Here is a 21,725-nt window from a genome sequence, read left to right on the forward strand (position 1 = left end):
TTAAAACTATTATTAACTAAAAATCTTTTTTTAATATACAAAAGCAGAAGGATTACTTCTAGTCAATTCCTGTTAAATATTTCTGAATATCAATAAAATGAGCTTTTTCGAAATGAGATTTAAGAAATTGTACTGTTCAAGATTGAAAAAAGAGGATTCCTGCAAAGAAAATGCTTGTTGGTTTTCTAATAATTAGATCTCTTAGATGATCTATCGATTCAGGTTTTGAAGAAAGAAGGGTTATTGGAAATTTAAATACAGCGTGATTGATTTTCTTCTTATTTCTGAAATGGCACCGGAAAATTCAGGATTGCTGGTTTCTTCTTTATAAAGATTTTTCATTCCATGGGAAAAACGGATTTCTGGTGAAAACTTGAAGAACTTGAAATAAAAATCAAAGCCCATTCCCAATTCCAGGGCTATATCAGAACCTGTGAGTACCAAGTCGTCTGCATCCGCCTCTTCTTGAGATTTTGTCCTAAACTGTGGGTTGACCCCTCCAGTAAAAAACATCCTGGTATTGTTAAACCGATGGGATTTGTATTTAAATATAAGTGGGAGCTCCACCATGGTCATTTCTGTGACAATAGTCTCTGTATTTACACCAACTCCGGTTTCTTCAAAATCATCATCTTTTAAATAATTGATATCAGTTTGAAATTCATAAAAACCGACCTTAGGAGTAATAAGAAAATTGAACTGGTCATGGAGTCTTGTTGTAATCAAAAAACCCAATGAAAACCCAGGGGAGAAAATAGGCATGATACTCTGGATATTAGAATAATCTGCATTGGGGTCCATATAGGCATCAGAATATTTTAACCTCAGGGAACTATTGTGGCCAGCAAGAAAAAAACCATAACTGATGAATTGGTTATCCTGTCCCGATTTGTTTAGGGGCTTATAATCGTCCTGGGCCATGGCGCTAATCCCCAAAAGAAAGAAAAGAAAAAGGGTGATGCCTATTTTTCTCCCATATAAATTGAGCTGATGCCGAATGTCAATGGTTTGCATTTTGTGTTTTTAAAACCAACATTTTTTAATACATCCAGGAAGTCACTTCCATCGGGAAAGGCTTGGACAGATTCTGGCAAATAGGTGTAGGCAGCATTGTCCTTGGATACCAATTTGCCGACCCGTGGTAAAATATACTTGAAATAAAAATTATATCCTTGTTTAAAAGGAAACTTTTTGGGTTTAGAAAATTCCACAATCACCGTTTTACCTCCCGGTTTGAGTACCCTGTACATGTCAGCCAGCCCTTTTTCCAAATTTTCAAAGTTCCTTACTCCAAAGGCAACGATGACAGCATCAAATTTATTTTCCTCAAATAACAACTTTTCAGAATCACCCAACTGCAAATCAATGAGGTGACCCAACTTTTTTTGTTGGATTTTCTTTTTTCCTTCTGCCAACATGCCTTCAGAAATATCCACTCCGATGACCTTTTCCGGGTTTAAGGCCAGGGCTTCAATGGCAAAATCACCAGTACCGGTTGCGATGTCCAAAATCAGTTTGGGTTGGTCTTTTTTGAGCTGTTTGATGGCTTTTTTTCTCCAGACAATGTCAATGCCCATGCTCAGGAGGTGGTTCAGCAAATCATATCTTTTGCTGATATTATTAAACATGTTGGCAACTTGGGCTTTTTTGCCTTCCTTTTGATTTTTGTAAGGAACTACTGACATGGAATTTGCGGTTTAGGAGCACAATATTAATAAGTAAACCTGAGCATTGGAAAGATGTTATCAATTAATTCATGAAGGGATTTATCTGGAAAGACTTACCTTTGTGAAAAAGAAATAAAAATGATCAAGAAGGCTAAGTTTTTGACCAGCAATACCGATTACAAAAAGTGCCCATCTCCCCATAAACCTGAATTTGCCTTTATTGGCCGTTCCAATGTGGGAAAAAGCTCCCTCATCAACATGCTTACCAATACCAAGGGGCTGGCCAAAATATCCGGTACACCAGGTAAAACCCAATTGATCAATCACTTTGAAATTGATGAAAGGTGGTATATGGTGGATCTTCCAGGTTATGGTTTCGCTAAAGTAAGCAAATCCCATAAAGCAGATTGGGAAAAAATGATCAAAGATTACTTGACCTTAAGGGAAAATTTGGAAGCTACTTTTGTGTTGATAGATAGCAGGTTGTCTCCCCAAAAGAAAGATCTTGAATTTATTCTATGGTGTGCAGAAAATGCCATCCCAATCGTATTGATCTTTACGAAAGCAGATAAACTGGCCAAAGCCAAAATACAGGCCAATGTGAGGAAGTTTCTGAAAACCAGTGAATCCATTTTTGAGGAAGCTCCGATGTATTTTATCACTTCTTCTACCAGTGCCCTTGGGAGGGATGAGGTTTTGGAATTTATTGAAGAGGTGAACCATGGATTTTATGCCCAGTAATAATTTGCCTTGAGCTTTCAGGGTGAAAACCTATATTTGCAACCTGATTTTAAAATATGAATTATGGAATTTAAAGAAATTGCAACTGTTTCCGGAAAGCCGGGATTATATAAAGTTTTGAAACCAAGTAGAAGTGGGGTGATTCTGGAATCAATGGACGAAAAGAAAAGTAAATTGGTGGTTGGAGGTAGCCATCGGGTGTCCATTTTAAGTGAAATCTCCATTTACACCCTTACAGAGGAGGGGGCAGCGCCCCTTGAGGAAGTGATGACTACTATAGAAAAGGAATTTCAAGGAGATACCGGTTTAGCCAAAGATGCAGATAATGATGAGTACAAAGCATTTCTGAAGCATATTTTGCCAGAATTTGATGAAGAGCGTGTTTATGTTTCTGATATCAAGAAGTTGATCAGCTGGTATAAAATTATCAGGAAATATGCACCTGAAGCATTAGTAGATAATTCAGAAGGTAAAGAAGCTTCTGAAAATTCTGAAGGAGAAAATTAAAAAAAATTGAAAAGCTACTTTCCATTAATCACAAGATTTGGAAAGTAGCTTTTATTTTTATGGACAAAGGTGAAATCATTATCGAGACTGCTCAGCTCCTGGAAAAAGACCTGGCTTTACCAGTTCCAAAAGGAAACATGGATAGAGATGGTTTGATCAAATATTTAGAGCCCTTGATCCATCAATTGCTTAATAGGGATTTCGAAAAACTCCTACAGGTATGTTACCGTATTGACCTTGGAGAAGAAAAACTCAAGGAAATTTTGCATGAATCTCCGCCTGAACAATTATCAAAGGATTTGTCCACTGCTATAGTGGACCGGCAGATATTGAAAATTCAGATTCGTAGAAAATACCAATAATTTTTTAGGGGTTTTTAATGAAGATTGGATTTCTTCTTTCATAAATTGATATACATCATCCACCATTTGTCCGGAACCAATGTATAATGGGGTCCTTTGGTGGAGGGCTGTCGGCTGGATATTTAGAATTCTTTCCTCCCCATTTGTAGCTTTTGCGCCTGCTTGTTCAGCAATAAATGCCAAAGAATTGGCTTCATACAATAACCTTAATTTGCCATCAGGGGCCTTATTGGTTTTGGGATAAATATATATCCCCCCTTTGAGAAGGTTTCTGTGAAAATCTGCTACCAAACTACCAATATACCTAGCGCTGAAATTCCTTTTTTTACAGGATTCAACATAGTTTTTTACCCCGTTTTGCATTTGCGAAGTAAGTCCCTCATTGATACTATAAATGTTTCCATCTTTTGGGGCTTGGATGTTGGGGTGGGATAAGAAAAATTCTCCCAGGGAGTTTTCGTAAGTAAAACCGTTCACCCCTTTGCCAGTAGTATACACCAACATGGTGGAGGAGCCATATAGTACATACCCGGCAGCTACCTGTTTGTTTCCTTCTTGCATGATATCCTCGGGCTGGATTGGACTGCCTACCGGGGTCACTCTTCGGTAAATTGAAAAGATGGTCCCTATGGAAATATTCACATCTATATTGGAAGACCCATCTAGCGGATCCATGGCCACAACATATTTCCCGCTGCTATTTTGAAGGTCAATTACTTCATCATCTTCTTCTGAAACTATGGCACAAACCTCACCGCCTTTGGTTAAGGCCCTGGTAAATCGGATATTAGCCACTACGTCCAGTTTTTGTTGCTCTTCTCCCTGAATATTGGTACTGCCAAAAGCCCCGCCGATATTTGAAAGTCCTGCCCTATTGATTTCGCGATTTACTATCTTTGAAGCTAGGGCAATGTCTCTCAAAATTTGAGACAATTCCCCCGATGCAAAGGGGAAGTCGTCTTGTTTTATTTTGATAAAACGGTCTAAGGTTACTCCTACAGAGTACCCTAATGCTGAGTGGTCGGGTGTGTATGGCTTTGTCTTCATGTCTTTGAAAAATACAATATATTAATAACCTACTGAAAAATACAATTTAAATTTTTATGAGGAAAGTAATTGTTTACAAATTTGGGGGAGCATCGGTAAAGGATGCCAAGGCTATCAAAAACCTCTCTAATATTTTGTTCAATCGATTGCGAAATCACATGGTTGTAGTGATTTCTGCTATAGGAAAAACCACAAATGCTTTGGAGGAGGTATTGATGAAAAAATACCAAGGTCTTCCATATTCTTTAAATAATACAATTTTAATGCAGCGACATTTGGAGATTTGTGATGAACTCTTTGAGCCGGGGCATAGGATTTTTTCGGTAGTAAAAAATTATTTTCTGGTATTGGAAAGGGATCTTGAAAGGCCCCTGACCAAAGAAAACTATGACCAATACTATGATCAGATCATCGGGTATGGGGAAATGTTATCAACCAGAATTATCCAGGAATACCTATGTGACCAGGAGCAATATTGTCTTTGGCAAGATGCCAGGGAAATCATTAAAACAGATGAAAACTTTCGATTGGCCAATGTGGACTGGAATTTGACAAAGAAAAAATGTGAAAAATATTTGCTTCCCAAGTTGGATAAATTTCCGGTGGTGACCCAGGGGTTTATTGGTGGAGGGTCTTCGGGGAAAATGACAACTTTGGGAAGAGAGGGGTCCGATTATTCCGCAGCCATAATTGCAGCCAGTTTGAAAGCAAAATCCGTAGTGATTTGGAAAGATGTCCCTGGGGTTTTGAATGCTGATCCCAAAAGGTTTGAAAAAACTGTCAAATTTGATCGGTTGGACTATTATGAAGCCGCAGAAATGACCTATTATGGAGCTTCTGTTATCCACCCTAAGACGATCAAACCGCTGGCCAATGCGAAAATACCCTTGGAGGTCAAATCTTTTTTGAACCCTGAGGAATCTGGAACCGTTATTGGGGACTTTAAAGAATCACAGGGGATCCCCACTATTGTAGTTAAGGATGAGCAGATTTTGGTCACTTTTAAAGTGACTGATTTTGCTTTTATAAATGAAGGTCATATCCATCAGGTCTACACTGAATTGCAACGATTGAAATTGAAGGTTAATTTGTTGCAAACTTCTGCAATTACTATTTCCATTTGCATAGATCGCCAAATTTTTAAACTGGAGCAGTTAATGGATGAAATGAAAAGATTTTTTGTCATCCGGTATAATGAAGGCCTACAACTTATTACGGTCAATAACTATAAGGAGGAAATTAAAAATTCCATATTGATGGAGAAGGAGGTTTTAGTTGAACAGACTACCAGAAATACCTTTCAACTTATTTGTAAGCCATGATGCACTTACACATATTTTTTGATGATCTTTTTCAAGCCCGGGAGGTAGCTTTTCCCAAATAAGTTGAGATGGACCAGCAAGGGGTAAAGGTTGTAAATATCAGCCCTACTACTAAACCCGGGTTCCAATGGGAATATGTTATGATAGGCGTCATAAAATCTGCCTTCAAAGCCTCCAAACAATTTAGAAAAGGCCAGGTCCATTTCCCGGTGGCCATAATAAACTGCGGGGTCAATCAAGCAGGGTTGCCCTTGGGAATTGACGATAACATTGCCGGACCAAAGGTCTCCATGAAGCAAGGCAGGTTTTTCCTTTGGTAAATGCCCTTCCAGTTTTGGGTAAATTAGCTGAAATTTCTTGTAAAAACTTTTTGAAATGGTCTTTTCGTAGAATGCTTTTCCAAGCATAGGTTCCAGCCTTTCATTAATATAAAAGTCCACCCATTTTTCATGTTGGAGGTTACTTTGGGGTAGAATGGAAATAAAATTATTGTCCTCCAGTCCAAAAACCGGAGAAGTGGCCATATGCATTTCTGCTAGTCCATGGCCCAGTCTTTCCCAATAATCGGCACCAGGATAACCTCCTTCTATCCATTCAATCAAGAGGTAGTTCTGGTTGTCAAGCCTTCCGGAACCCACTGTTTTGGGTATTTGCAGGGGACAGTTCTTTCTAAGTAAATTAAGCCCTTTGATTTCTTGATGAAACATTTCAGGTGAATCCTGAAAATTGGATTTAAGAAAAAGGGGGCCTTTGTCGGTATACAAAAGGACACTTTGATTGGCTGTCCCTGCAGATATTAATCTTATAGAGTTGAGGTGAATTTTTTCGTGTGATTCTTGAAGTAGAACTTGTTCATAAAAAGAGTTAGGATTGTACATAAATTTGATGTTCTTTCTTCAGTTGGACCAATAATCCCTGGATAGATTCCTGGAGAATTTGATAAACCTGCTCAAAGCCATCTTCACCGCCGTAATAAGGGTCCGGTACCTCTAGGTGATCGGGGTCCAATTGAAAATCACGCATCAAATAAACTTGGTCATGGGACAAATTATAGTTATTTATTAATGCTTTAATATTCTTTTCGTTGGACTTGTCCATGGCGATGATGTAATCAAACTCTCGTATATCAATATGGGAAATCTGCCTCCCCCGGTGATCAATGGGAATGCCATGTCGCTTGGCACATTGGATACTTCTTTCATCAGGAAGCTCTCCAATATGGTAATCTGAAGTGCCACAACTGTCACAAATAAACTTGTCCTCTAATCCTTCCTCCTTAACTTTTTGGTTGAATATCCCTTCAGCCAAGGGTGAGCGGCAGATATTACCTAGACAAACGAATAATACTTTAATCATAATTAATTGATTGATACTCCTAATCCTACGTTGATGGTGTTAAATTCCTGGAAAGTATAATCCCCATTGATGAAAATAGGCCCCAGTTTGATGCGGGCTCCCAAAGTGGCCGTTGCTCCTTTGTTTTCATATTGTAAGCTTACTGGGTCTTCAAAGGTTTCCGTCCCCTCAGGGGTATTCACCTCATATTCCCCCAGTATATTAAAATCTGATTCACCTGTAGAATATCCCGCCGCACCGTATAGGGTTAAAACGGCAAATTGTTTGCTGACCATTCCCTGAAAAGTCCAGGTTTTAACATCCAAAGTGCCGTATTGGCCCATATTCCTTTCAATGTAATAGGCTGCCTCCAATTGGTTATAAGCCGCCATTGCGGAAAATGTGAAAGGTAATTTATTGACAACAGGAATGAACTGTTTCAAATTGTGTTTTAGGCCAACTCCCCATTGGGAAACTTCAGTGTCATCGATTTCCAATTTAGGAATAAAACGACCTGTGATTTCAAAACCAGCAGGTAATCCAAGGCTAGCTTGTACCGAAGGTGCGGGAACATATTTTATCGGAATGTCAGCTCCTGGAGGAACATTCATTTCATCTATAATATAAACATCACCATTGACAACTTCGTATATTTCCAAGGTGGCATCTGTTTCTACAGGGCCAAAAACGGTCGGAAGATCTGCGCTAGCATTTCCGGTAGTATTTGCTAGCCTTGTTTTAGAATAGTCGGAGTTATTGAATTTAAATGTTTCATACCCGCTTGGGACTGCAGAAGCGCTGACCCCAAATTTAATGTCAAAACCAAAAGTTTTATGGGTTTCAGCTGTATGAGCCCATCCGCTTCCCATGCTGTACATAAACCCTTTGGCAGCAGGTTTTACATAATTCCCCAAATAAGTGTTAAGGTCTTCCTGACTTCCTTGTAAGAATTGTTCGATTTCATCTTGGGCTTGAACTTGGACCTGAGCCCCTAAAAACGTTAAGCAACAAAAATATAAAGTTTTCTTCATCAAAGGTTTAGGTTTTGAATAATAAAGATAACCAAATTTAAATCAATCTTTTGGAGGAAGGCAACAAGTTCAGGAAAATTATTTTTGAAAAAAATAAGGACTTTTTTAGTTTTGTGGAACTATTATCAAGTAATAATCATTCTTAACACCGAATGGATATTGAAGAGATAAAACATAAAATTACAAAAGGCGGTCTGAAGTTTACCCATCAGCGGATGGTGATTTATGAGGAGCTGACAGGTTCCCAAAACCACCCTACTGCAGAATGGGTTTATGAGCAGGTTCGTGAAAAGAATCCTTCAATTTCTTTGGGGACAGTTTATAAGACTTTGGACACTTTTGTTAATGCAGGGATTATTCAAAAGTTTGTAGACAACAATGGGGTGATGCGTTTTGATGCGATATTGGAAGCTCATAGTCACCTTTATGACAAAGAAACCAATGAAATTCGGGATTATCGCAACAAAGACTTGGAATCGTTATTGAAAAAATTCTTCGATAATAACGAGATCAAGGACTTTGAAGTGGAAGATATATCTGTAGTTATTAAGGGAAGAAACAAATAATCGAAATATAATTTATCTAATACAATTTAAACTAAAAACAACTTATGTCATTAGTAGGAAAAAAAGCACCTTTATTTAAAGCACCAGCCGTAATTAATGGAGAGGAAATCGTTGAAGGCTTCTCTTTAGAACAATATATCGGGAAGCAAGAAGTGATTTTCTATTTCTATCCAAAGGATTTCACGTTTGTTTGCCCTACTGAAATCTTGGCTTTCCAAGAAAAACTGGCCGAATTTGAAAAAAGAGGAGTAGCCGTTGTAGGTGCTTCTTGTGATACTGAAGAAACTCACCTTGCATGGTTGGTAACTCCAAAAGATCAAGGGGGTATTGAAGGAGTGACTTATCCTTTGGTAGCTGACCCTGCAAAAACCATAGCTTTTAACTTTGGTGTATTGGCAGGTGAGTGGAATTATAATGAAGAAGGAGAATTGATCTATGAAGGAGCCCCAGTTGCTTTCAGAGGATCTTTCTTGATCGATAAAGAAGGGGTGGTCAGACATGAAACCATCAATGACCTTCCATTGGGTAGAAACATCGACGAAATGATCAGATTAATAGATGCACTTCACCACGTAGAAAAACACGGTGAAGTTTGCCCTGCCAACTGGGAAGAAGGTAAAGAAGCCATGAAAGCTACTAAAGAAGGTGTTTCTGAATACCTTGCTAATAACTAAGAAGCTTTTGGCTAATAATTTTGAAACCCTGGTTCCCAATGTGGAGCCAGGGTTTTTTTACATTTATTGATATACAGTTTTCCTGAAAATGAAACTTTTAAACCACCACTATTCGCTTTTCAGGAAAACTTGATCTTCATGGCAATATTTTTAACCAATTATGTATTGCCGAAGAGGAAATTATTTTTGTTCCAATGAAAATTACTCTCTTTGGGGTTGTTTCTAAGCTTAATTACTATTTTTGGCCCCATGAAGTTGCTTTATGATTTTTCAGTTTGGGTGTTTTCCTGTACCCTGCAATTGGCCAAAAATGGGGATTCCAAATTGGCCCGCTTAGTGCGAGGCAGGGATGGAATATTTGAAGAGCTGGAATCCTTTTGCAAGCAAAAATCAGGTGATTTGGTTTGGTTTCATGTGGCTTCCCTTGGGGAATACGAGCAAGCTAAACCCGTAATTGCTAAGTTAAAAGCCACCTTCCCAAATTTGAATGTGGTGTTGACGTTTTTTAGCCCCTCCGGTTATGAAAATGTGATTAAAAAAAACAGCCCCATGTTGACCTGGTCACCTATTTGCCCTTTGATACCAAGGGTAATGCCAGGAGGTTCCTGGATATTCTTCAACCAAAAGCTGCTTTTTTTGTGAAATATGACCTTTGGGCCAATTTTATTTTTGAGGCTAAAAAAAGGGAAATTCCCCTGTTTTTATTTTCTGCTTCTTTTAGAAAAAGTCAGATTTATTTTAAGCCATATGGAGGTTTTTTTAGAAAATTGTTGAGGGCGTTTGACCATATTTTTACTCAAAACCAAGATACCCTGAGCTTATTGAATGGAATTGGGGTTGGTCCTACTACCATGACAGGAGATACGCGTTATGATAATGTTTATGCAATAAGCCAACACCCAAAGAAATTTTCAGAAATTGCGGAGGTCTTTGATGGAAAGCCAACCATTGTAGTGGGCAGCGCCTGGCAGCAGGATATGGAAATGATTATTCCATTTATCAATCGCCAATCAAATTACAATCTTATCATAGCACCCCATGATATTCATCATCAAGTGATTGGACAATGGCAAGCGGACATTACTAAAAAAACAATCAAATATTCTGAACTTAAAGGCAAAAATGAAAAGGTGGATGTTCTTTTCATTGATAATATAGGGATGCTTTCCTCTTTGTATCAATTTGGCCGTTTGGCATATGTGGGAGGGGCAATGGGAAAGGGATTGCACAACATTTTGGAGCCCCTTGCCTTTCAGATACCGGTAATTTTCGGAAAATTAAAAAACAATTCAAAATTCCCGGAGGCTGGTATCAGCCAAAAATATGGATGTGGATTTATGGTGGACAATGCTCAATCTTTTGAGAAAATAATTCTTGACCTGGAAAATCAAGAGCTGTATCAAAAAGCTGTCAATGGTGCAAAAAAACTTGTGGATGACAATTTGGGAAGTGCCCATAAAATCGTTGCTGAAGTGCAAAAAACTTTGAAATGAACATGGAAGGAAGGGTAGTCAAGTCAACGGGAAGCTGGTATTTGGTTGAAGTTGGAGAAAAGCTGATCAATGCCAGGTTGAGGGGGAAATTTAAAAAAAGTGAGCTTAAATTGACCAATCCCATTGCCGTGGGTGATTATGTGAGTTTGGTCCTGGAGAAAGACCAGGAGACAGCCATCATTGCAGATATTCTCCCCCGGGAAAATTATATCATCCGTAAATCCACCCGGAAAACCAATTTTTCCCATATCCTTGCTTCCAATATTGACCAGGCCATGCTCGTCATTACCCTTTTAAAACCTAGAACCTCACTAGGGTTTATTGACCGTTTCCTTGTCAGCACAGAAAGTTTTAGGATTCCGGCTACTCTGGTGGTCAATAAAGCCGATTTGATTAAAAAAGAGAAGGATAAAGATTTTCTGAAGGATATAAAGGAAATATATGAGCCTTTGGGTTATCCTGTGATTACCATTTCGGCTCTTCAAGAGGAAGGTATCCCCGACAAAATTTTGCCCCTGTTGGAAAATAAAACCACTTTAATGGCTGGCCATTCCGGAGTGGGGAAATCAACCTTACTCAATTTATTAATTCCTGAAGCCCAACAACACACCCGCGAGATTTCCAATTTCACTTCAAAAGGGGTTCATACTACTACATTTGCTGAGATGTTTACCCTGCCCAATGGGGGAAGCATTATTGACACACCTGGGATCAAGGAATTTGGAATTTTGGATATCGAGGAGGAAGAATTGTCTCATTATTTTGTGGAAATGCGAAAATACCTGGGGCAATGCAAATACAATAATTGTAAACATGTCAATGAACCAGGTTGCAAGGTTGTTGAGATGGTGGAAAAAGGGGAATCAACCCCTACAGGTATGATAGTTACCTTAAAATTTTGATGGAGGAAGATACTTACAGGTAGGGAATAAGGCAATGGGCTTGGATGCATTCACCAAATGGTTTCAATTGAGGTCTCCATTTTATCTAATGCAAATCTTTGAAACTATTCCCATTTGATTTAATTTTCCCTTTTTAAAACCGATTGAACCTACCAGGATGAGTGAAACAAAAACTTTGGTTTTAAACCATAAGCAGATTCAGAAAAAGATTACCAGAATTGCGTTTGAAATTTATGAAAGAAATGCAAGTGAGGAAGACGTAGTGTTTGCTGGCATTTCAGGAATGGGCTATGTTTTTGCCCAGCTCTTGGCCAATAAGGTAAGGGAAATATCTCCACTTCAAGTGGAAGAAGTGGAGGTGAAAATAGAAAAATTCACTTCTGTCCAACCTGCTGTGGAATTGACAAAGGATATTAATTTTGAAGGGAAATGCCTTATTGTAGTGGATGATGTCCTTAATTCGGGCAGAACCTTGGCTTATGCAATGAAACCGTTTTTGGAAGTGAACATTAAAAAGATGGAAGTGGCCGTTTTGGTCAACCGAAGCCATAAACTTTTCCCTGTAAATCCCGATTATACGGGTTATGAACTTTCGACCACCTTAAGTGAGCATATCATTGTCAGCTTAGAGGAAAATAATTCAGCTGTCTACCTTCATTAAAACCAACAACATGTCCGTTCACCAATCTTCTAATATCAAAAGAGTCACAACCCATACCCTTCAGGAAATGAAAGCCCGGGGGGAGAAAATTTCCATGTTAACTGCCTATGATTATTCCATGGCTGGAATTTTAGACGCTGCAGGAATCGATATTATTTTGGTGGGAGATTCCGCCTCCAATGTGATGGCAGGACATGAAACCACCCTTCCAATCACTCTGGATCAAATGATCTATCATGCCTCATCGGTAGTCCGGGCGGTTAAAAGGGCTTTTGTAGTGGTTGATATTCCTTTTGGCTCTTACCAGGGGAACTCCTCTGAAGCCTTGAGGTCCACCATCAGGATAATGAAAGAATCCGGAGCCCATGCGGTAAAAGTGGAAGGTGGGGCTGAAATCAAAGAGTCCGTTACTAGGATTTTAAGTGCTGGGGTTCCAGTAATGGGGCATTTGGGACTTACACCTCAGTCAATCTATAAGTTTGGTACCTATACAGTAAGGGCCAAGGAAGAAAAAGAAGCCGAAAAGCTGTTGTCAGATGCCAAAGTCCTGGAAGAATGCGGTTGTTTTGCTATTGTCCTGGAAAAAATTCCTGCCAAACTGGCCCAAAAGGTATCTGAGACTGTTGCTATTCCTGTAATTGGCATAGGCGCTGGGGCCTATGTTGATGGTCAAGTACTGGTGGTTCATGATATGCTTGGTATCACCCAGGAATTTCAACCCCGTTTTTTAAGGCAATACGCTGATCTTAGAGGAACTATGTTGAATGCAGTTGAAAATTATATCCAGGATGTTAAGTCCAAGGATTTTCCCAATGAAAAAGAAAGTTATTGATTAATGGTTAAAACTGGCTGGGAAGTAGTATCCGGCCTTTTAATTTTTCTTGTTAAAGAAATGGGTTTTTAAATGTTTTGATAAAAAATTTTTAATTATTAAATGCTTCTATTATCAATATGGTAATAAGGCTTTGAATGCGCGATATTTTGCGTATTTTAGCGGCAAATTTGCGAACAGTAGAAAATAATCAATTATTCATTTTAAGTACACATCGAGGTTACCCACAACTTGTGGGCTGTAATGATGTGTCAAAATCATAAAAAAATGACCACTACAAAAACTCCGAAAATTCTTTATACCCTAACAGATGAAGCTCCTGCTTTAGCGACTTATTCTTTGTTGCCCATCATTAAGTCATTTACTGATTCTGCCGGTGTGGTGGTGGAAACCAGGGATATTTCTCTCTCCGGAAGGATCATTGCCACCTTCCCTGAATACCTTAAGGAGGAGCAAAGAATCAATGATGACTTGGCTGAACTTGGGAAAATTGCCAAAACCCCAGAGGCCAACATTGTAAAATTGCCTAATATCAGTGCTTCTATTCCTCAGCTAAAAGCAGCCATAAAGGAATTGCAAGAGCAAGGATATGCCCTACCTAATTATCCTGATGAACCTAAATCCGATGAGGAGAAAAGCGTTAAGGAAAAATACGACAAAATAAAGGGTAGTGCCGTAAACCCTGTTTTGAGGGAAGGTAACTCTGACAGAAGAGCGCCAAAAGCAGTTAAACAATTTGCCAAAAACAATCCTCACAGCATGGGCGAATGGAGTGCAGATTCCAAATCTCACGTTTCCAGCATGCCTAATGGAGATTTTTATGGGAGTGAAAAATCACTGACCCTTTCTGCTGCAGATGAAGTGAAGATCGAATTGGTAGGAAAAGATGGAACCACTTCAGTATTAAAGGAGGGGTTGAAGCTTCAGGCTGGAGAAGTGATTGATGCAGCTGTAATGAGCAAAAAAGCCCTTCAGGCATTTTTGGCCGAGGCAAAAGAAGATGCCAAAGAAAAAGGGATTTTGTTCTCCCTGCATATGAAAGCCACTATGATGAAGGTGTCTGACCCTATTATTTTTGGCCATGCTGTAAAAGTTTTCTTTGCTCCAGTATTTGAAAAATACGCAGTTGAATTGAAAGAACTTGGTGTGGATGCCAATAACGGTTTTGGGGATCTGATCAGTGCTTTGGATAAATTGCCTGCTGATAAAAAAGAAGCCATCGAGGCAGATATCGAAGCATGCTACGCGGAAAGCCCTGATCTGGCCATGGTAAATTCTGACAAGGGAATTACCAACCTTCATGTTCCAAGTGATGTGATCATTGATGCTTCTATGCCTGCTATGATCCGTACTTCAGGTAAAATGTGGAACAAAGACAACGCTTTGCAAGATGCCAAAGCAGTAATTCCAGACCGGTCTTATGCAGGTGTTTACCAGGAAACCATTGATTTCTGTAAGAAAAATGGTGCCTTTGACCCATCTACTATGGGAAGTGTTTCCAATGTTGGTTTGATGGCCCAAAAGGCAGAAGAATATGGTTCCCACGATAAGACTTTTGAAATTCCCCAAGATGGGACCGTTAGGGTAGTCAATGCTGCAGGAGAAACTTTGATCGAGCATGCAGTTGAGGAAGGTGATATCTGGAGAATGTGCCAGGTAAAAGATGCCCCTATTCAGGACTGGGTAAAATTGGCAGTAAATAGGGCTAAAGCCACTGGAAACCCAGCAGTTTTCTGGTTGGACAAAAACAGGGCCCATGATGCGCAATTGATCGAAAAAGTAAATACATACCTGAAGGATCACGAAACTTCAGGACTGGATATCAGAATACTTTCTCCAGTGGAGGCAACCCGATTTTCTTTGGAAAGAATCAAAGCCGGAAAAGATACCATTTCTGTTACCGGTAATGTGTTGAGAGATTACCTGACAGACCTTTTCCCAATTTTGGAATTGGGAACAAGTGCCAAAATGCTTTCCATCGTTCCTTTGATGAACGGAGGTGGATTATTTGAAACCGGTGCGGGTGGATCGGCTCCAAAACACGTTCAACAATTCTTGGAAGAAGGACACTTGAGGTGGGATTCTTTGGGTGAGTTCTTGGCTCTGGCTGTTTCTTTAGATCATTTGGGTAATACTTTTGATAATGAAAGAGCGAAAGTATTGGGTGAAACATTGGATCAGGCGACTGGTAAATTTCTGGAAAACGGAAAATCTCCTTCTCGTAAGGTTAATGAGCTGGATAATAGAGGAAGTCATTTCTACCTTGCTCTATATTGGGCGGAAGCATTGGCTGCACAGGATAAAGATGCCGCATTGAAGGAGATCTTTACCAAGGTGGCCAAGTCCATGGAGGAAAATGAAAAAATCGTCATTGATGAGCTCAATGGGGCACAGGGAAAACCGGTGGATATTGGAGGATATTTCAAGCCTGATGAGGAAAAAACTTCTAAAGCCATGAGACCAAGTGCCACTCTGAACAAAATTCTTGAAATGGTTATTGCAAGTGTATAATTTCTGTCCACCTGGTTAATCTCCGGTGGAAATGAAAATAATAAATAATTCAAGTATTGCCATGTAAACAAAAAGACCAGGCTTCTTAAGCTTGGTCTTTTTGTTTTAATGATTTAAAAGAATAGGGTCCTACAATCTTTTGATTTTAATGTTTTTAAACCAAACGGTATTTCCATGGTCTTGTAGGGCAATTTTCCCCTTTTGATATTGACCAAAACCCTTCATGTCTTTGAATTTACTATTGTCAATTAGGTTTTTCCAGCTTTCATCCCAAAGGTTAGTTGAAACAGTGTTGACCCCATTGAGGTAAAAATCCAATTTCCCGTCCTTTAGGATGATTTCAGTGTGATTCCATTCGCCAACAGGGTTGGCTGCTTCCTCGGATGATTCAATTAAATCATATAGGTCCCCTGCCCGGTGTGATTTGATTTTTCCGTCGGGGTGACCATCATTATCCAGGATTTGGTATTCCAGTCCGGTATTCCAGGGAAAATCAAACTCTTCCGATTCCTGTACCAAAAATATTATCCCGCTATTTCCGTTTTGGGATATTTTCCAATCAATTTTAAAGTGGAAGTCCTCAAAAGTTTCGTCTGTGACAATGTCACCGCCACCATTGGATTGCCAGTTTTCTTTGTTGGAGGCATCCAGGTATAATACACCTTTTTCAACTTTCCAGGCAGGCCCGACTGAGTTTTTGTTATAATTGGTCCAGCCTTCCAGGGATTCACCATCAAAAAGGCTGATCCATTCGCTTTCATTATTGTTGGTTTGGGCCATTTCAGTTTCCATTTTGACTGTAACTGTATCTTTTTGGCTATCATTTGAATTTGGAGAGCCACATGTGGTGGATAAAATAGCCAAGGTGGTAATGGGTATTAAGGTTATTTTCATGGGTTTTGGTTTATCCTGTTGAAGAAATAGAAGTTATTTTAAAAGAAGGATGTATTTGACCATTTTTTTTGCTTCTTCATCTGTAAGTCCTGGGTGCTCTGGCATAGGAACTTCTCCCCAATGGCCAACCGAACCTGCGATGACCCTTCCGGCAAGTAATTCAATGTTTTCCTCCGTATCTTCATATTTTTCGGCAACATCATTATAAGCTGGTCCCACCACTTTTCTTTCCACTAAATGACATGTGGTACAGTCAGAACCCTTAACAAGAGCAAGCCCTTCAACATAGGCAGGATTTTCCTCTAAGTTAGGCCCTTCTTCTTCCTGTTGAGTTTCTTGTGTAGTTTGGGTTTCTTCCGTTTCTTTTTTTTCTCCGGATCCCCCACAAGCATAAGCCAAGCCTGAAATGGCAATTATGCTGATCATTAATGTTCTGTTGAATTTCATAGATGAATTGAGTTATTGTTAATTGGTTTTTATTCCTAATATTTTTTTGTTCAATTGCCCATCAGCTCCTGCAGAGGCAAAATCATCGAATGATTTTTCGGTTACCCTGATTATTTTTTCTTGGATAAACTTGGCGCCCTCTTCTGCACCTGCTTCAGGGTGTTTGATAGCACACTCCCATTCCAGCACTGCCCAACCGTCAAAATCATATTGGGAAAGTTTGCTGAAAATAGCATTGAAATCTACCTGTCCATCACCAAGAGATCTAAACCTCCCGGCACGGTTGATCCAGCTTTGGAAGCCACCGTATACCCCTTGTTTGCCAGTTGGGTTAAATTCTGCGTCCTTGACATGGAACATTTTGATCCGGTCATGGTAAAAGTCAATAAATTGTATATAATCAAGGCATTGGAGCAGGAAGTGGCTGGGGTCATAGAGGATGTTGGCTCTTTGGTGCTGATTTACCTTTTCTAAAAACATTTCGAAAGTCACCCCGTCGTGCAAGTCTTCTCCGGGATGCAGTTCGTAACATAAATCTACATTATTTTTATCAAACTCATCTAAAATAGGAAGCCACCTTTTGGCCAGTTCTTCAAAACCCGCATCCACTAAACCAGCAGGCCTTTGGGGCCAAGGGTACATGGTGTGCCACATTAAAGATCCACTGAAGGTGCCATGTTGGGTAAGTCCCAGATTTTTGGAAGCTTGGGCAGCAAACATCAATTGTTCAATTGCCCAGGCAGTTTTGCCTTCAAGGTCCCCCTTTAGGTTTGCTGGGGCAAAGCCATCAAAAAGTTCATTATATGCTGGATTTACTGCCACCAGTTGTCCTTGAAGGTGGGTTGATAATTCGGATATTTCCAGCCCTGCCTCTTCAACGATACTTTTGATTTCCTCAGCGTAAGATGGGCTTTGTGCTGCCTTTTTCAGGTCAATTAAGCGTTGGTCCCAGGAGGGGATTTGAACAGCCTTATAGCCTATTTTTTTTGCCCATTGGCATATTGATTTTAAGCTATTGAAGGGAGCTTGATCATCAGCAAATTGGGCCAAAAACAGTGCCGGTCCTTTTATGGTTTTCATTTTTCAGGGTTTTGGTTTATTGTTCAAATAAAGGTAATTCCTTCTTTTTTCTTATTCATAATTGGAATGGCGTCCATTTCTGGTCAGACTTTCCACTTTTGACCACATTTTCGATAAAAGCCATTCCACGGACTCCGTCTTCTGCTCCCGGAAAATCCAGAAAATCCGGATCGGGATCCTGATTGGAAATTTTAGCCTGTAGTGTTTTTGCAAAATTGAGGTAGTGGTTGGCAAAGGCTTCCAAATAACCTTCTGGATGGCCAGCAGGGGTCCTTGAGTTTTTACGGGTTATGGATGACAAATAAGCATGATTTGCCCCTGCCCTGTAAATTCGGTCGGGTTGTTCAGGGTATTTGAGTAATAAGGTGTTGGCATCATCCTGTTGCCACTCCAATCCAGCTAAATCACCATAGATTCGGATTTTAATGTTGTTTTCTGCACCTGAAGCCACTTGGGATGCCATCAAAACTCCAGAGGCACCATTTTCAAATCTCAACAAAATGGAACCATCATCATCCAGAACCCTTTCTTCCAGGGTGGCCTGAAGGTCTGCACATAATTTTTCCAATTTAAGCCCGCTGACATACTCAGCAAGATTGAAAGCATGGGTGCCAATATCTCCCATACAACCTGCAATGCCACTTTTGGATGGGTCAGTTCTCCAGGCAGCCTGTTTGTTCTCGGAAGTATCAAATGATTTCCATAGCCAACCCTGTGGGTATTCTACATAAATTTTTCGGATTTTGCCCAGTACGCCATTGATGACCAGCTGCCGGGCTTCCTTTATCATGGGGTATCCGGTATAAGTATGGGTAAGACAGAATAACAACCCTGTTTCTTCAATCACCCGGTTTAGTTCCTTTGCTTCATCATAAGTTAGGGTCATGGGTTTATCCAGCACCACATGAAACCCGCTTTTTAATGCTTTGAGGGCAGGGTCAAAATGGACGTGGTTTGGGGTTACTATACTGACAAAATCGATGCGTTGATCCTCAGGCAGCTGATTTTCCTTTTCAAACATTTCTTCATAGGAACTGTAAACCCTTTCCTCGGGTAAATATAATTCCTGGCCAGCTTGTCTTGATTTTTCGGGTTGGCTGCTAAAAGATCCTGCGACCAATTCAATTTGACCGTCCATATTGGCAGCAATGCGGTGGACGGCTCCAATGAATGAACCTGGCCCTCCGCCTATCATGCCCATTCTAAGTTTACGGTGACTCATATTGATTAAAAATTTTGATGGTTGTTGCGTTAAATATTTGGTTGTTTATTTTTTTGGAAATAGTTATTTGAGGTTGAGAATATGTAAAGCAAAAGATTTATTTGGTGAAATGCAAAATGCTTATTTGAACGGTAAAGCGAGGGTTAAACCATTGGTGAAGCCTATCTCGCTCGTGCTGAAAGGATTAAATTTAATCCAAAAAGGCTGAATTTTAAATATATATTTCCTTAGTTTGGGGCATTCTTTTATGTAGTTGATTAATAATAAACCTATTAAAACCCATGAGTATAAATACCAAATTTAAATTGTCCCTTATGATGTTCCTCGAATTTTTTATTTGGGGAGGGTGGTTTGTGACCTTGGGGCTTTTTTTGGAAAAAAATTTAAATACCACAGGGGCCCAGAGTTCGGCAGCCTTTTCAACTCAATCTTTAGGAGCTATCATTGCCCCTTTTATTATTGGGATGATTGCAGATAAATATTTTAATGCAGAAAGGATCCTTGGGATATTGCATATTATAGGGGCAGGGCTGATGTACCAAATGTACCAAGCTGATAATTTTGCCGCTTTTTATCCTTATGTTTTTGCTTACATGATTGCTTATATGCCCACCCTTGCCTTGGTCAATTCTGTATCCTTTAATCAAATGACCAATCCAGAAAAGGAATTCAGTATCATTCGCGTTTGGGGTACCATCGGATGGATTGTCGCCGGCTTATTGATCAGTTTGGTGTTTGGGTGGGATTCTACCGCAGGAGTAAAGGAAGGCTTGTTAAAAAATACCTTTCTTATGACAAGTATTGCTTCCTTAGTATTGGGGATATATAGTTTTATGCTTCCCAAAACACCACCAAAAGGGGCAGGAGGGGAGAAGAAATCTGTTTCTGAAATATTAGGATTGGATGCCTTTGCCTTGCTCAAGGACAGGAATTATTTGATTTTCTTTTTGGCTTCCATTCTTATTTGCATTCCCCTGGCTTTCTATTACCAAAATGCAAGTTTGTTTTTGGGTGAGATTGAAATGAGCAATTTGACCAGCAAGATGGCCTTAGGGCAGGTCAGTGAGGTGCTTTTCATGTTGTTGTTACCGGTGTTTTTTAGCAAATTCGGCATCAAAAAGACCCTTTTGGTGGGAATGTTGGCCTGGGTAGCACGGTATGCTCTTTTTGCTTATGGCAATGTCAATGAACTGTCTTTTATGTTGTTAATAGGAATTGCACTTCATGGGATTTGTTATGATTTTTTCTTTGTTTCTGGCCAGATTTATACCGATTCCAAAGCCGGAGTACAAATAAAAAGTGCAGCCCAGGGAATGATCACCCTGGCCACTTATGGCGTGGGCATGTTGATTGGGTTTTGGGTAGCTGGAATCGTTACAGATACTTTTATTACGCCTGACAATCTTCATAATTGGGAGGCCATTTGGTTAATTCCATCAGGGATTGCCATGCTGGTAGCCATATTATTTTTATTGGCTTTTAAAAAAGAAAGAAAACCTGCTGCAGTTACAGCCTAATAATTTTCCAAATCATGTCACAAAGAAGATCTGTCCTAAAAAAAATATTAATGGGAGCAACGGCCTTAGGCGGCCTGCCTTATTTGAAATTAAAAGCTAATACCCCTACTAAGAACATGCTAAAAGGAAATATCAACCACTCAGTATGCAGGTGGACTTTTAACCATCTTTCACTGGATGAACTTTGTTTATTGGTGAAAGATATAGGTTTCAATGCCATTGACCTTATAGGGCCAGAAGATTGGCCTACAGCCCAAAAGCACGGTGTGTACAGTTCCATGTGTAATGGGGCAGAAATCAGTCTGGAAGAAGGTTTTAATCATACAGAGTACCATGATCAATTGATAAAAAATTATTCTGAGATGATTCCATTGGTGGCCAAAAATGGTTATAAAAATTTGATCTGCTTTAGTGGAAATCGTGAAGGGATGGATGATGAGACGGGATTGAAAAATTCTGTCAAAGGCCTCCAGAAATTATTGCCCTTAGCTGAAAAGCATGGTGTTACCCTTATAATGGAATTGCTGAACAGTAAAGTGGACCATCCTGATTATATGTGTGATAAAACCCCTTGGGGCGTAGAGCTCTGCAAGCGGCTGGATAATGAAAATTTCAAATTGCTTTACGATATTTACCACATGCAGATTGATGAAGGGGATGTAATCCGGACCATTAGGGATAATCATCAATATATAGCCCACTACCATACTGCAGGAAACCCTGGCAGGAATGAGATTTTTGAAGATCAGGAATTGAATTATCCAGCTATCATTAAGGCTATTGCAGATACAGGATTCAAAGGCCATATCGCCCAGGAATTTATTCCGAAAGCCAATGATAAAGCTACCTCCTTACGTAAGGCTATAAAGCTTTGTGACATTTAGAAATAATAAACCAACCCAATAAACCCAATA

The 21,725-nt window shown here is 39.6% G+C and carries 23 protein-coding genes and 1 pseudogene; 14 read left to right on the top strand and 10 right to left on the bottom strand.

The window, feature by feature from the left end; all coding sequences use genetic code 11:
• Positions 1-240 precede the first annotated feature (240 nt).
• Both porT and ubiE read right to left on the bottom strand, forming a co-directional pair.
• Positions 241-1,014: a type IX secretion/gliding motility protein PorT/SprT gene (gene porT / locus QWY93_RS09690; protein WP_290248028.1), complete on the bottom strand. Its 774-nt coding sequence runs from the start codon at positions 1,012-1,014 to the stop codon at positions 241-243.
• Entirely contained in the window at positions 963-1,685 is a 723-nt protein-coding gene (gene ubiE, locus QWY93_RS09695; RefSeq protein WP_290248029.1) for a bifunctional demethylmenaquinone methyltransferase/2-methoxy-6-polyprenyl-1,4-benzoquinol methylase UbiE, read from the bottom strand. Before ubiE ends, porT begins: the two co-directional genes overlap by 52 nt.
• Positions 1,686-1,805: 120 nt before the next feature.
• Between ubiE and yihA the strand changes: the two genes are divergently transcribed.
• The 3 genes from yihA to QWY93_RS09710 all read left to right on the top strand — a co-directional run bounded on the left by yihA (position 1,806) and on the right by QWY93_RS09710 (position 3,277).
• Complete coding sequence (yihA, locus tag QWY93_RS09700) at positions 1,806-2,408, top strand: ribosome biogenesis GTP-binding protein YihA/YsxC (RefSeq protein ID WP_290248030.1); 603 nt, start codon at positions 1,806-1,808, stop codon at positions 2,406-2,408.
• A 63-nt stretch (positions 2,409-2,471) separates the two neighbouring features.
• Positions 2,472-2,915: a DUF5606 family protein gene (locus QWY93_RS09705; protein WP_290248031.1), complete on the top strand. Its 444-nt coding sequence runs from the start codon at positions 2,472-2,474 to the stop codon at positions 2,913-2,915.
• A gap of 59 nt (positions 2,916-2,974) precedes the next feature.
• A complete protein-coding gene (locus tag QWY93_RS09710) occupies positions 2,975-3,277 on the top strand; it encodes a hypothetical protein (protein ID WP_290248032.1) in 303 nt (100 codons plus the stop codon).
• Here the strand turns inward: QWY93_RS09710 and fbp are convergent.
• Positions 3,206-4,324 carry a class 1 fructose-bisphosphatase gene (fbp, locus tag QWY93_RS09715; protein WP_290248033.1) on the bottom strand — a complete coding sequence of 373 codons (1,119 nt, stop codon included), beginning with the start codon at positions 4,322-4,324 and terminating at the stop codon, positions 3,206-3,208. The genes QWY93_RS09710 and fbp overlap by 72 nt on opposite strands.
• Positions 4,325-4,380: 56 nt before the next feature.
• Between fbp and QWY93_RS09720 the strand changes: the two genes are divergently transcribed.
• Positions 4,381-5,646, top strand: coding sequence for an aspartate kinase (locus tag QWY93_RS09720; protein WP_290248034.1), 1,266 nt, complete (start codon positions 4,381-4,383; stop codon positions 5,644-5,646).
• 5 nt (positions 5,647-5,651) lie between these two features.
• Here the strand turns inward: QWY93_RS09720 and QWY93_RS09725 are convergent, their stop codons facing one another.
• Genes QWY93_RS09725 through QWY93_RS09735 form a run of 3 tightly spaced genes read right to left on the bottom strand, consistent with a single transcriptional unit; the run spans position 5,652 to position 8,012 of the window.
• Positions 5,652-6,524, bottom strand: coding sequence for a fructosamine kinase family protein (locus QWY93_RS09725; RefSeq protein WP_290248036.1), 873 nt, complete (start codon positions 6,522-6,524; stop codon positions 5,652-5,654).
• Positions 6,511-7,002 (bottom strand): low molecular weight protein-tyrosine-phosphatase, encoded by a 492-nt coding sequence (locus tag QWY93_RS09730; protein WP_290248037.1) that lies wholly within the window; start codon positions 7,000-7,002, stop codon positions 6,511-6,513. The genes QWY93_RS09725 and QWY93_RS09730 overlap by 14 nt, the downstream gene beginning before the upstream one ends.
• Positions 7,003-7,004: 2 nt before the next feature.
• The gene (locus QWY93_RS09735; protein WP_290248038.1) at positions 7,005-8,012 is read right to left on the bottom strand and encodes a DUF6588 family protein; all 1,008 of its coding nucleotides are present in this window, start codon (positions 8,010-8,012) and stop codon (positions 7,005-7,007) included.
• A 152-nt stretch (positions 8,013-8,164) separates the two neighbouring features.
• On the opposite strand from QWY93_RS09735, the gene QWY93_RS09740 reads away from it, so the two are divergent.
• The 8 genes and pseudogenes from QWY93_RS09740 (at position 8,165) to QWY93_RS09775 (ending at position 15,651) form a co-directional block, all read left to right on the top strand.
• Positions 8,165-8,578, top strand: coding sequence for a Fur family transcriptional regulator (locus QWY93_RS09740; protein ID WP_290248039.1), 414 nt, complete (start codon positions 8,165-8,167; stop codon positions 8,576-8,578).
• Positions 8,579-8,622: 44 nt separating this feature from the next.
• The gene (locus QWY93_RS09745) at positions 8,623-9,252 is read left to right on the top strand and encodes a peroxiredoxin (protein WP_290248040.1); all 630 of its coding nucleotides are present in this window, start codon (positions 8,623-8,625) and stop codon (positions 9,250-9,252) included.
• A gap of 249 nt (positions 9,253-9,501) precedes the next feature.
• A complete protein-coding gene (locus QWY93_RS09750; protein ID WP_290248041.1) occupies positions 9,502-9,894 on the top strand; it encodes a glycosyltransferase N-terminal domain-containing protein in 393 nt (130 codons plus the stop codon).
• Complete coding sequence (locus QWY93_RS09755; RefSeq protein ID WP_290248042.1) at positions 9,822-10,745, top strand: 3-deoxy-D-manno-octulosonic acid transferase; 924 nt, start codon at positions 9,822-9,824, stop codon at positions 10,743-10,745. Before QWY93_RS09750 ends, QWY93_RS09755 begins: the two co-directional genes overlap by 73 nt.
• A 2-nt stretch (positions 10,746-10,747) precedes the next feature.
• Positions 10,748-11,670, top strand: a pseudogene (rsgA, locus tag QWY93_RS09760) (ribosome small subunit-dependent GTPase A).
• Between the two features lie 134 nt (positions 11,671-11,804).
• A complete protein-coding gene (locus tag QWY93_RS09765; RefSeq protein ID WP_290248043.1) occupies positions 11,805-12,308 on the top strand; it encodes a phosphoribosyltransferase family protein in 504 nt (167 codons plus the stop codon).
• A 10-nt stretch (positions 12,309-12,318) separates the two neighbouring features.
• On the top strand, positions 12,319-13,140 hold the full coding sequence (panB, locus tag QWY93_RS09770) for a 3-methyl-2-oxobutanoate hydroxymethyltransferase (RefSeq protein WP_290248044.1): 822 nt from the start codon (positions 12,319-12,321) through the stop codon (positions 13,138-13,140).
• 267 nt (positions 13,141-13,407) lie between these two features.
• Positions 13,408-15,651, top strand: a complete 2,244-nt coding sequence (locus QWY93_RS09775; RefSeq protein WP_290248045.1) for an NADP-dependent isocitrate dehydrogenase — start codon at positions 13,408-13,410, stop codon at positions 15,649-15,651.
• Positions 15,652-15,780: 129 nt separating this feature from the next.
• Here the strand turns inward: QWY93_RS09775 and QWY93_RS09780 are convergent, their stop codons facing one another.
• From QWY93_RS09780 to QWY93_RS09795, 4 genes are read right to left on the bottom strand one after another with little or no spacing between them, the layout of a single operon-like run.
• A complete protein-coding gene (locus QWY93_RS09780) occupies positions 15,781-16,545 on the bottom strand; it encodes a 3-keto-disaccharide hydrolase (protein WP_290248046.1) in 765 nt (254 codons plus the stop codon).
• Between the two features lie 33 nt (positions 16,546-16,578).
• Positions 16,579-16,992, bottom strand: a complete 414-nt coding sequence (locus tag QWY93_RS09785; protein WP_290248047.1) for a c-type cytochrome — start codon at positions 16,990-16,992, stop codon at positions 16,579-16,581.
• A gap of 18 nt (positions 16,993-17,010) precedes the next feature.
• On the bottom strand, positions 17,011-18,072 hold the full coding sequence (locus tag QWY93_RS09790) for a sugar phosphate isomerase/epimerase family protein (protein WP_290248048.1): 1,062 nt from the start codon (positions 18,070-18,072) through the stop codon (positions 17,011-17,013).
• A 55-nt stretch (positions 18,073-18,127) separates the two neighbouring features.
• The gene (locus QWY93_RS09795; protein ID WP_290248050.1) at positions 18,128-19,294 is read right to left on the bottom strand and encodes a Gfo/Idh/MocA family protein; all 1,167 of its coding nucleotides are present in this window, start codon (positions 19,292-19,294) and stop codon (positions 18,128-18,130) included.
• Positions 19,295-19,575: 281 nt separating this feature from the next.
• Between QWY93_RS09795 and QWY93_RS09800 the strand changes: the two genes are divergently transcribed.
• Positions 19,576-20,811 (top strand): nucleoside permease, encoded by a 1,236-nt coding sequence (locus tag QWY93_RS09800; RefSeq protein ID WP_290248051.1) that lies wholly within the window; start codon positions 19,576-19,578, stop codon positions 20,809-20,811.
• Between the two features lie 14 nt (positions 20,812-20,825).
• On the top strand, positions 20,826-21,695 hold the full coding sequence (locus tag QWY93_RS09805) for a hydroxypyruvate isomerase family protein (RefSeq protein ID WP_290248052.1): 870 nt from the start codon (positions 20,826-20,828) through the stop codon (positions 21,693-21,695).
• Positions 21,696-21,725 lie beyond the last annotated feature (30 nt).

This window comes from Echinicola jeungdonensis (assembly GCF_030409905.1).
Classification (GTDB): Bacteria; Bacteroidota; Bacteroidia; order Cytophagales; family Cyclobacteriaceae; genus Echinicola; species Echinicola jeungdonensis.

What these genes read in the sequence shown, in the direction of transcription:
- porT (WP_290248028.1), bottom strand. Translation starts at nt 1,014, where the DNA reads ATGCAAACCATTGACATTCGGCATCAGCTCAATTTATATGGGAGAAAA.
- ubiE (WP_290248029.1), bottom strand. Translation starts at nt 1,685, where the DNA reads ATGTCAGTAGTTCCTTACAAAAATCAAAAGGAAGGCAAAAAAGCCCAA.
- yihA (WP_290248030.1), top strand. Translation starts at nt 1,806, where the DNA reads ATGATCAAGAAGGCTAAGTTTTTGACCAGCAATACCGATTACAAAAAG.
- QWY93_RS09705 (WP_290248031.1), top strand. Translation starts at nt 2,472, where the DNA reads ATGGAATTTAAAGAAATTGCAACTGTTTCCGGAAAGCCGGGATTATAT.
- QWY93_RS09710 (WP_290248032.1), top strand. Translation starts at nt 2,975, where the DNA reads ATGGACAAAGGTGAAATCATTATCGAGACTGCTCAGCTCCTGGAAAAA.
- fbp (WP_290248033.1), bottom strand. Translation starts at nt 4,324, where the DNA reads ATGAAGACAAAGCCATACACACCCGACCACTCAGCATTAGGGTACTCT.
- QWY93_RS09720 (WP_290248034.1), top strand. Translation starts at nt 4,381, where the DNA reads ATGAGGAAAGTAATTGTTTACAAATTTGGGGGAGCATCGGTAAAGGAT.
- QWY93_RS09725 (WP_290248036.1), bottom strand. Translation starts at nt 6,524, where the DNA reads ATGTACAATCCTAACTCTTTTTATGAACAAGTTCTACTTCAAGAATCA.
- QWY93_RS09730 (WP_290248037.1), bottom strand. Translation starts at nt 7,002, where the DNA reads ATGATTAAAGTATTATTCGTTTGTCTAGGTAATATCTGCCGCTCACCC.
- QWY93_RS09735 (WP_290248038.1), bottom strand. Translation starts at nt 8,012, where the DNA reads ATGAAGAAAACTTTATATTTTTGTTGCTTAACGTTTTTAGGGGCTCAG.
- QWY93_RS09740 (WP_290248039.1), top strand. Translation starts at nt 8,165, where the DNA reads ATGGATATTGAAGAGATAAAACATAAAATTACAAAAGGCGGTCTGAAG.
- QWY93_RS09745 (WP_290248040.1), top strand. Translation starts at nt 8,623, where the DNA reads ATGTCATTAGTAGGAAAAAAAGCACCTTTATTTAAAGCACCAGCCGTA.
- QWY93_RS09750 (WP_290248041.1), top strand. Translation starts at nt 9,502, where the DNA reads ATGAAGTTGCTTTATGATTTTTCAGTTTGGGTGTTTTCCTGTACCCTG.
- QWY93_RS09765 (WP_290248043.1), top strand. Translation starts at nt 11,805, where the DNA reads ATGAGTGAAACAAAAACTTTGGTTTTAAACCATAAGCAGATTCAGAAA.
- panB (WP_290248044.1), top strand. Translation starts at nt 12,319, where the DNA reads ATGTCCGTTCACCAATCTTCTAATATCAAAAGAGTCACAACCCATACC.
- QWY93_RS09775 (WP_290248045.1), top strand. Translation starts at nt 13,408, where the DNA reads ATGACCACTACAAAAACTCCGAAAATTCTTTATACCCTAACAGATGAA.
- QWY93_RS09780 (WP_290248046.1), bottom strand. Translation starts at nt 16,545, where the DNA reads ATGAAAATAACCTTAATACCCATTACCACCTTGGCTATTTTATCCACC.
- QWY93_RS09785 (WP_290248047.1), bottom strand. Translation starts at nt 16,992, where the DNA reads ATGAAATTCAACAGAACATTAATGATCAGCATAATTGCCATTTCAGGC.
- QWY93_RS09790 (WP_290248048.1), bottom strand. Translation starts at nt 18,072, where the DNA reads ATGAAAACCATAAAAGGACCGGCACTGTTTTTGGCCCAATTTGCTGAT.
- QWY93_RS09795 (WP_290248050.1), bottom strand. Translation starts at nt 19,294, where the DNA reads ATGAGTCACCGTAAACTTAGAATGGGCATGATAGGCGGAGGGCCAGGT.
- QWY93_RS09800 (WP_290248051.1), top strand. Translation starts at nt 19,576, where the DNA reads ATGAGTATAAATACCAAATTTAAATTGTCCCTTATGATGTTCCTCGAA.
- QWY93_RS09805 (WP_290248052.1), top strand. Translation starts at nt 20,826, where the DNA reads ATGTCACAAAGAAGATCTGTCCTAAAAAAAATATTAATGGGAGCAACG.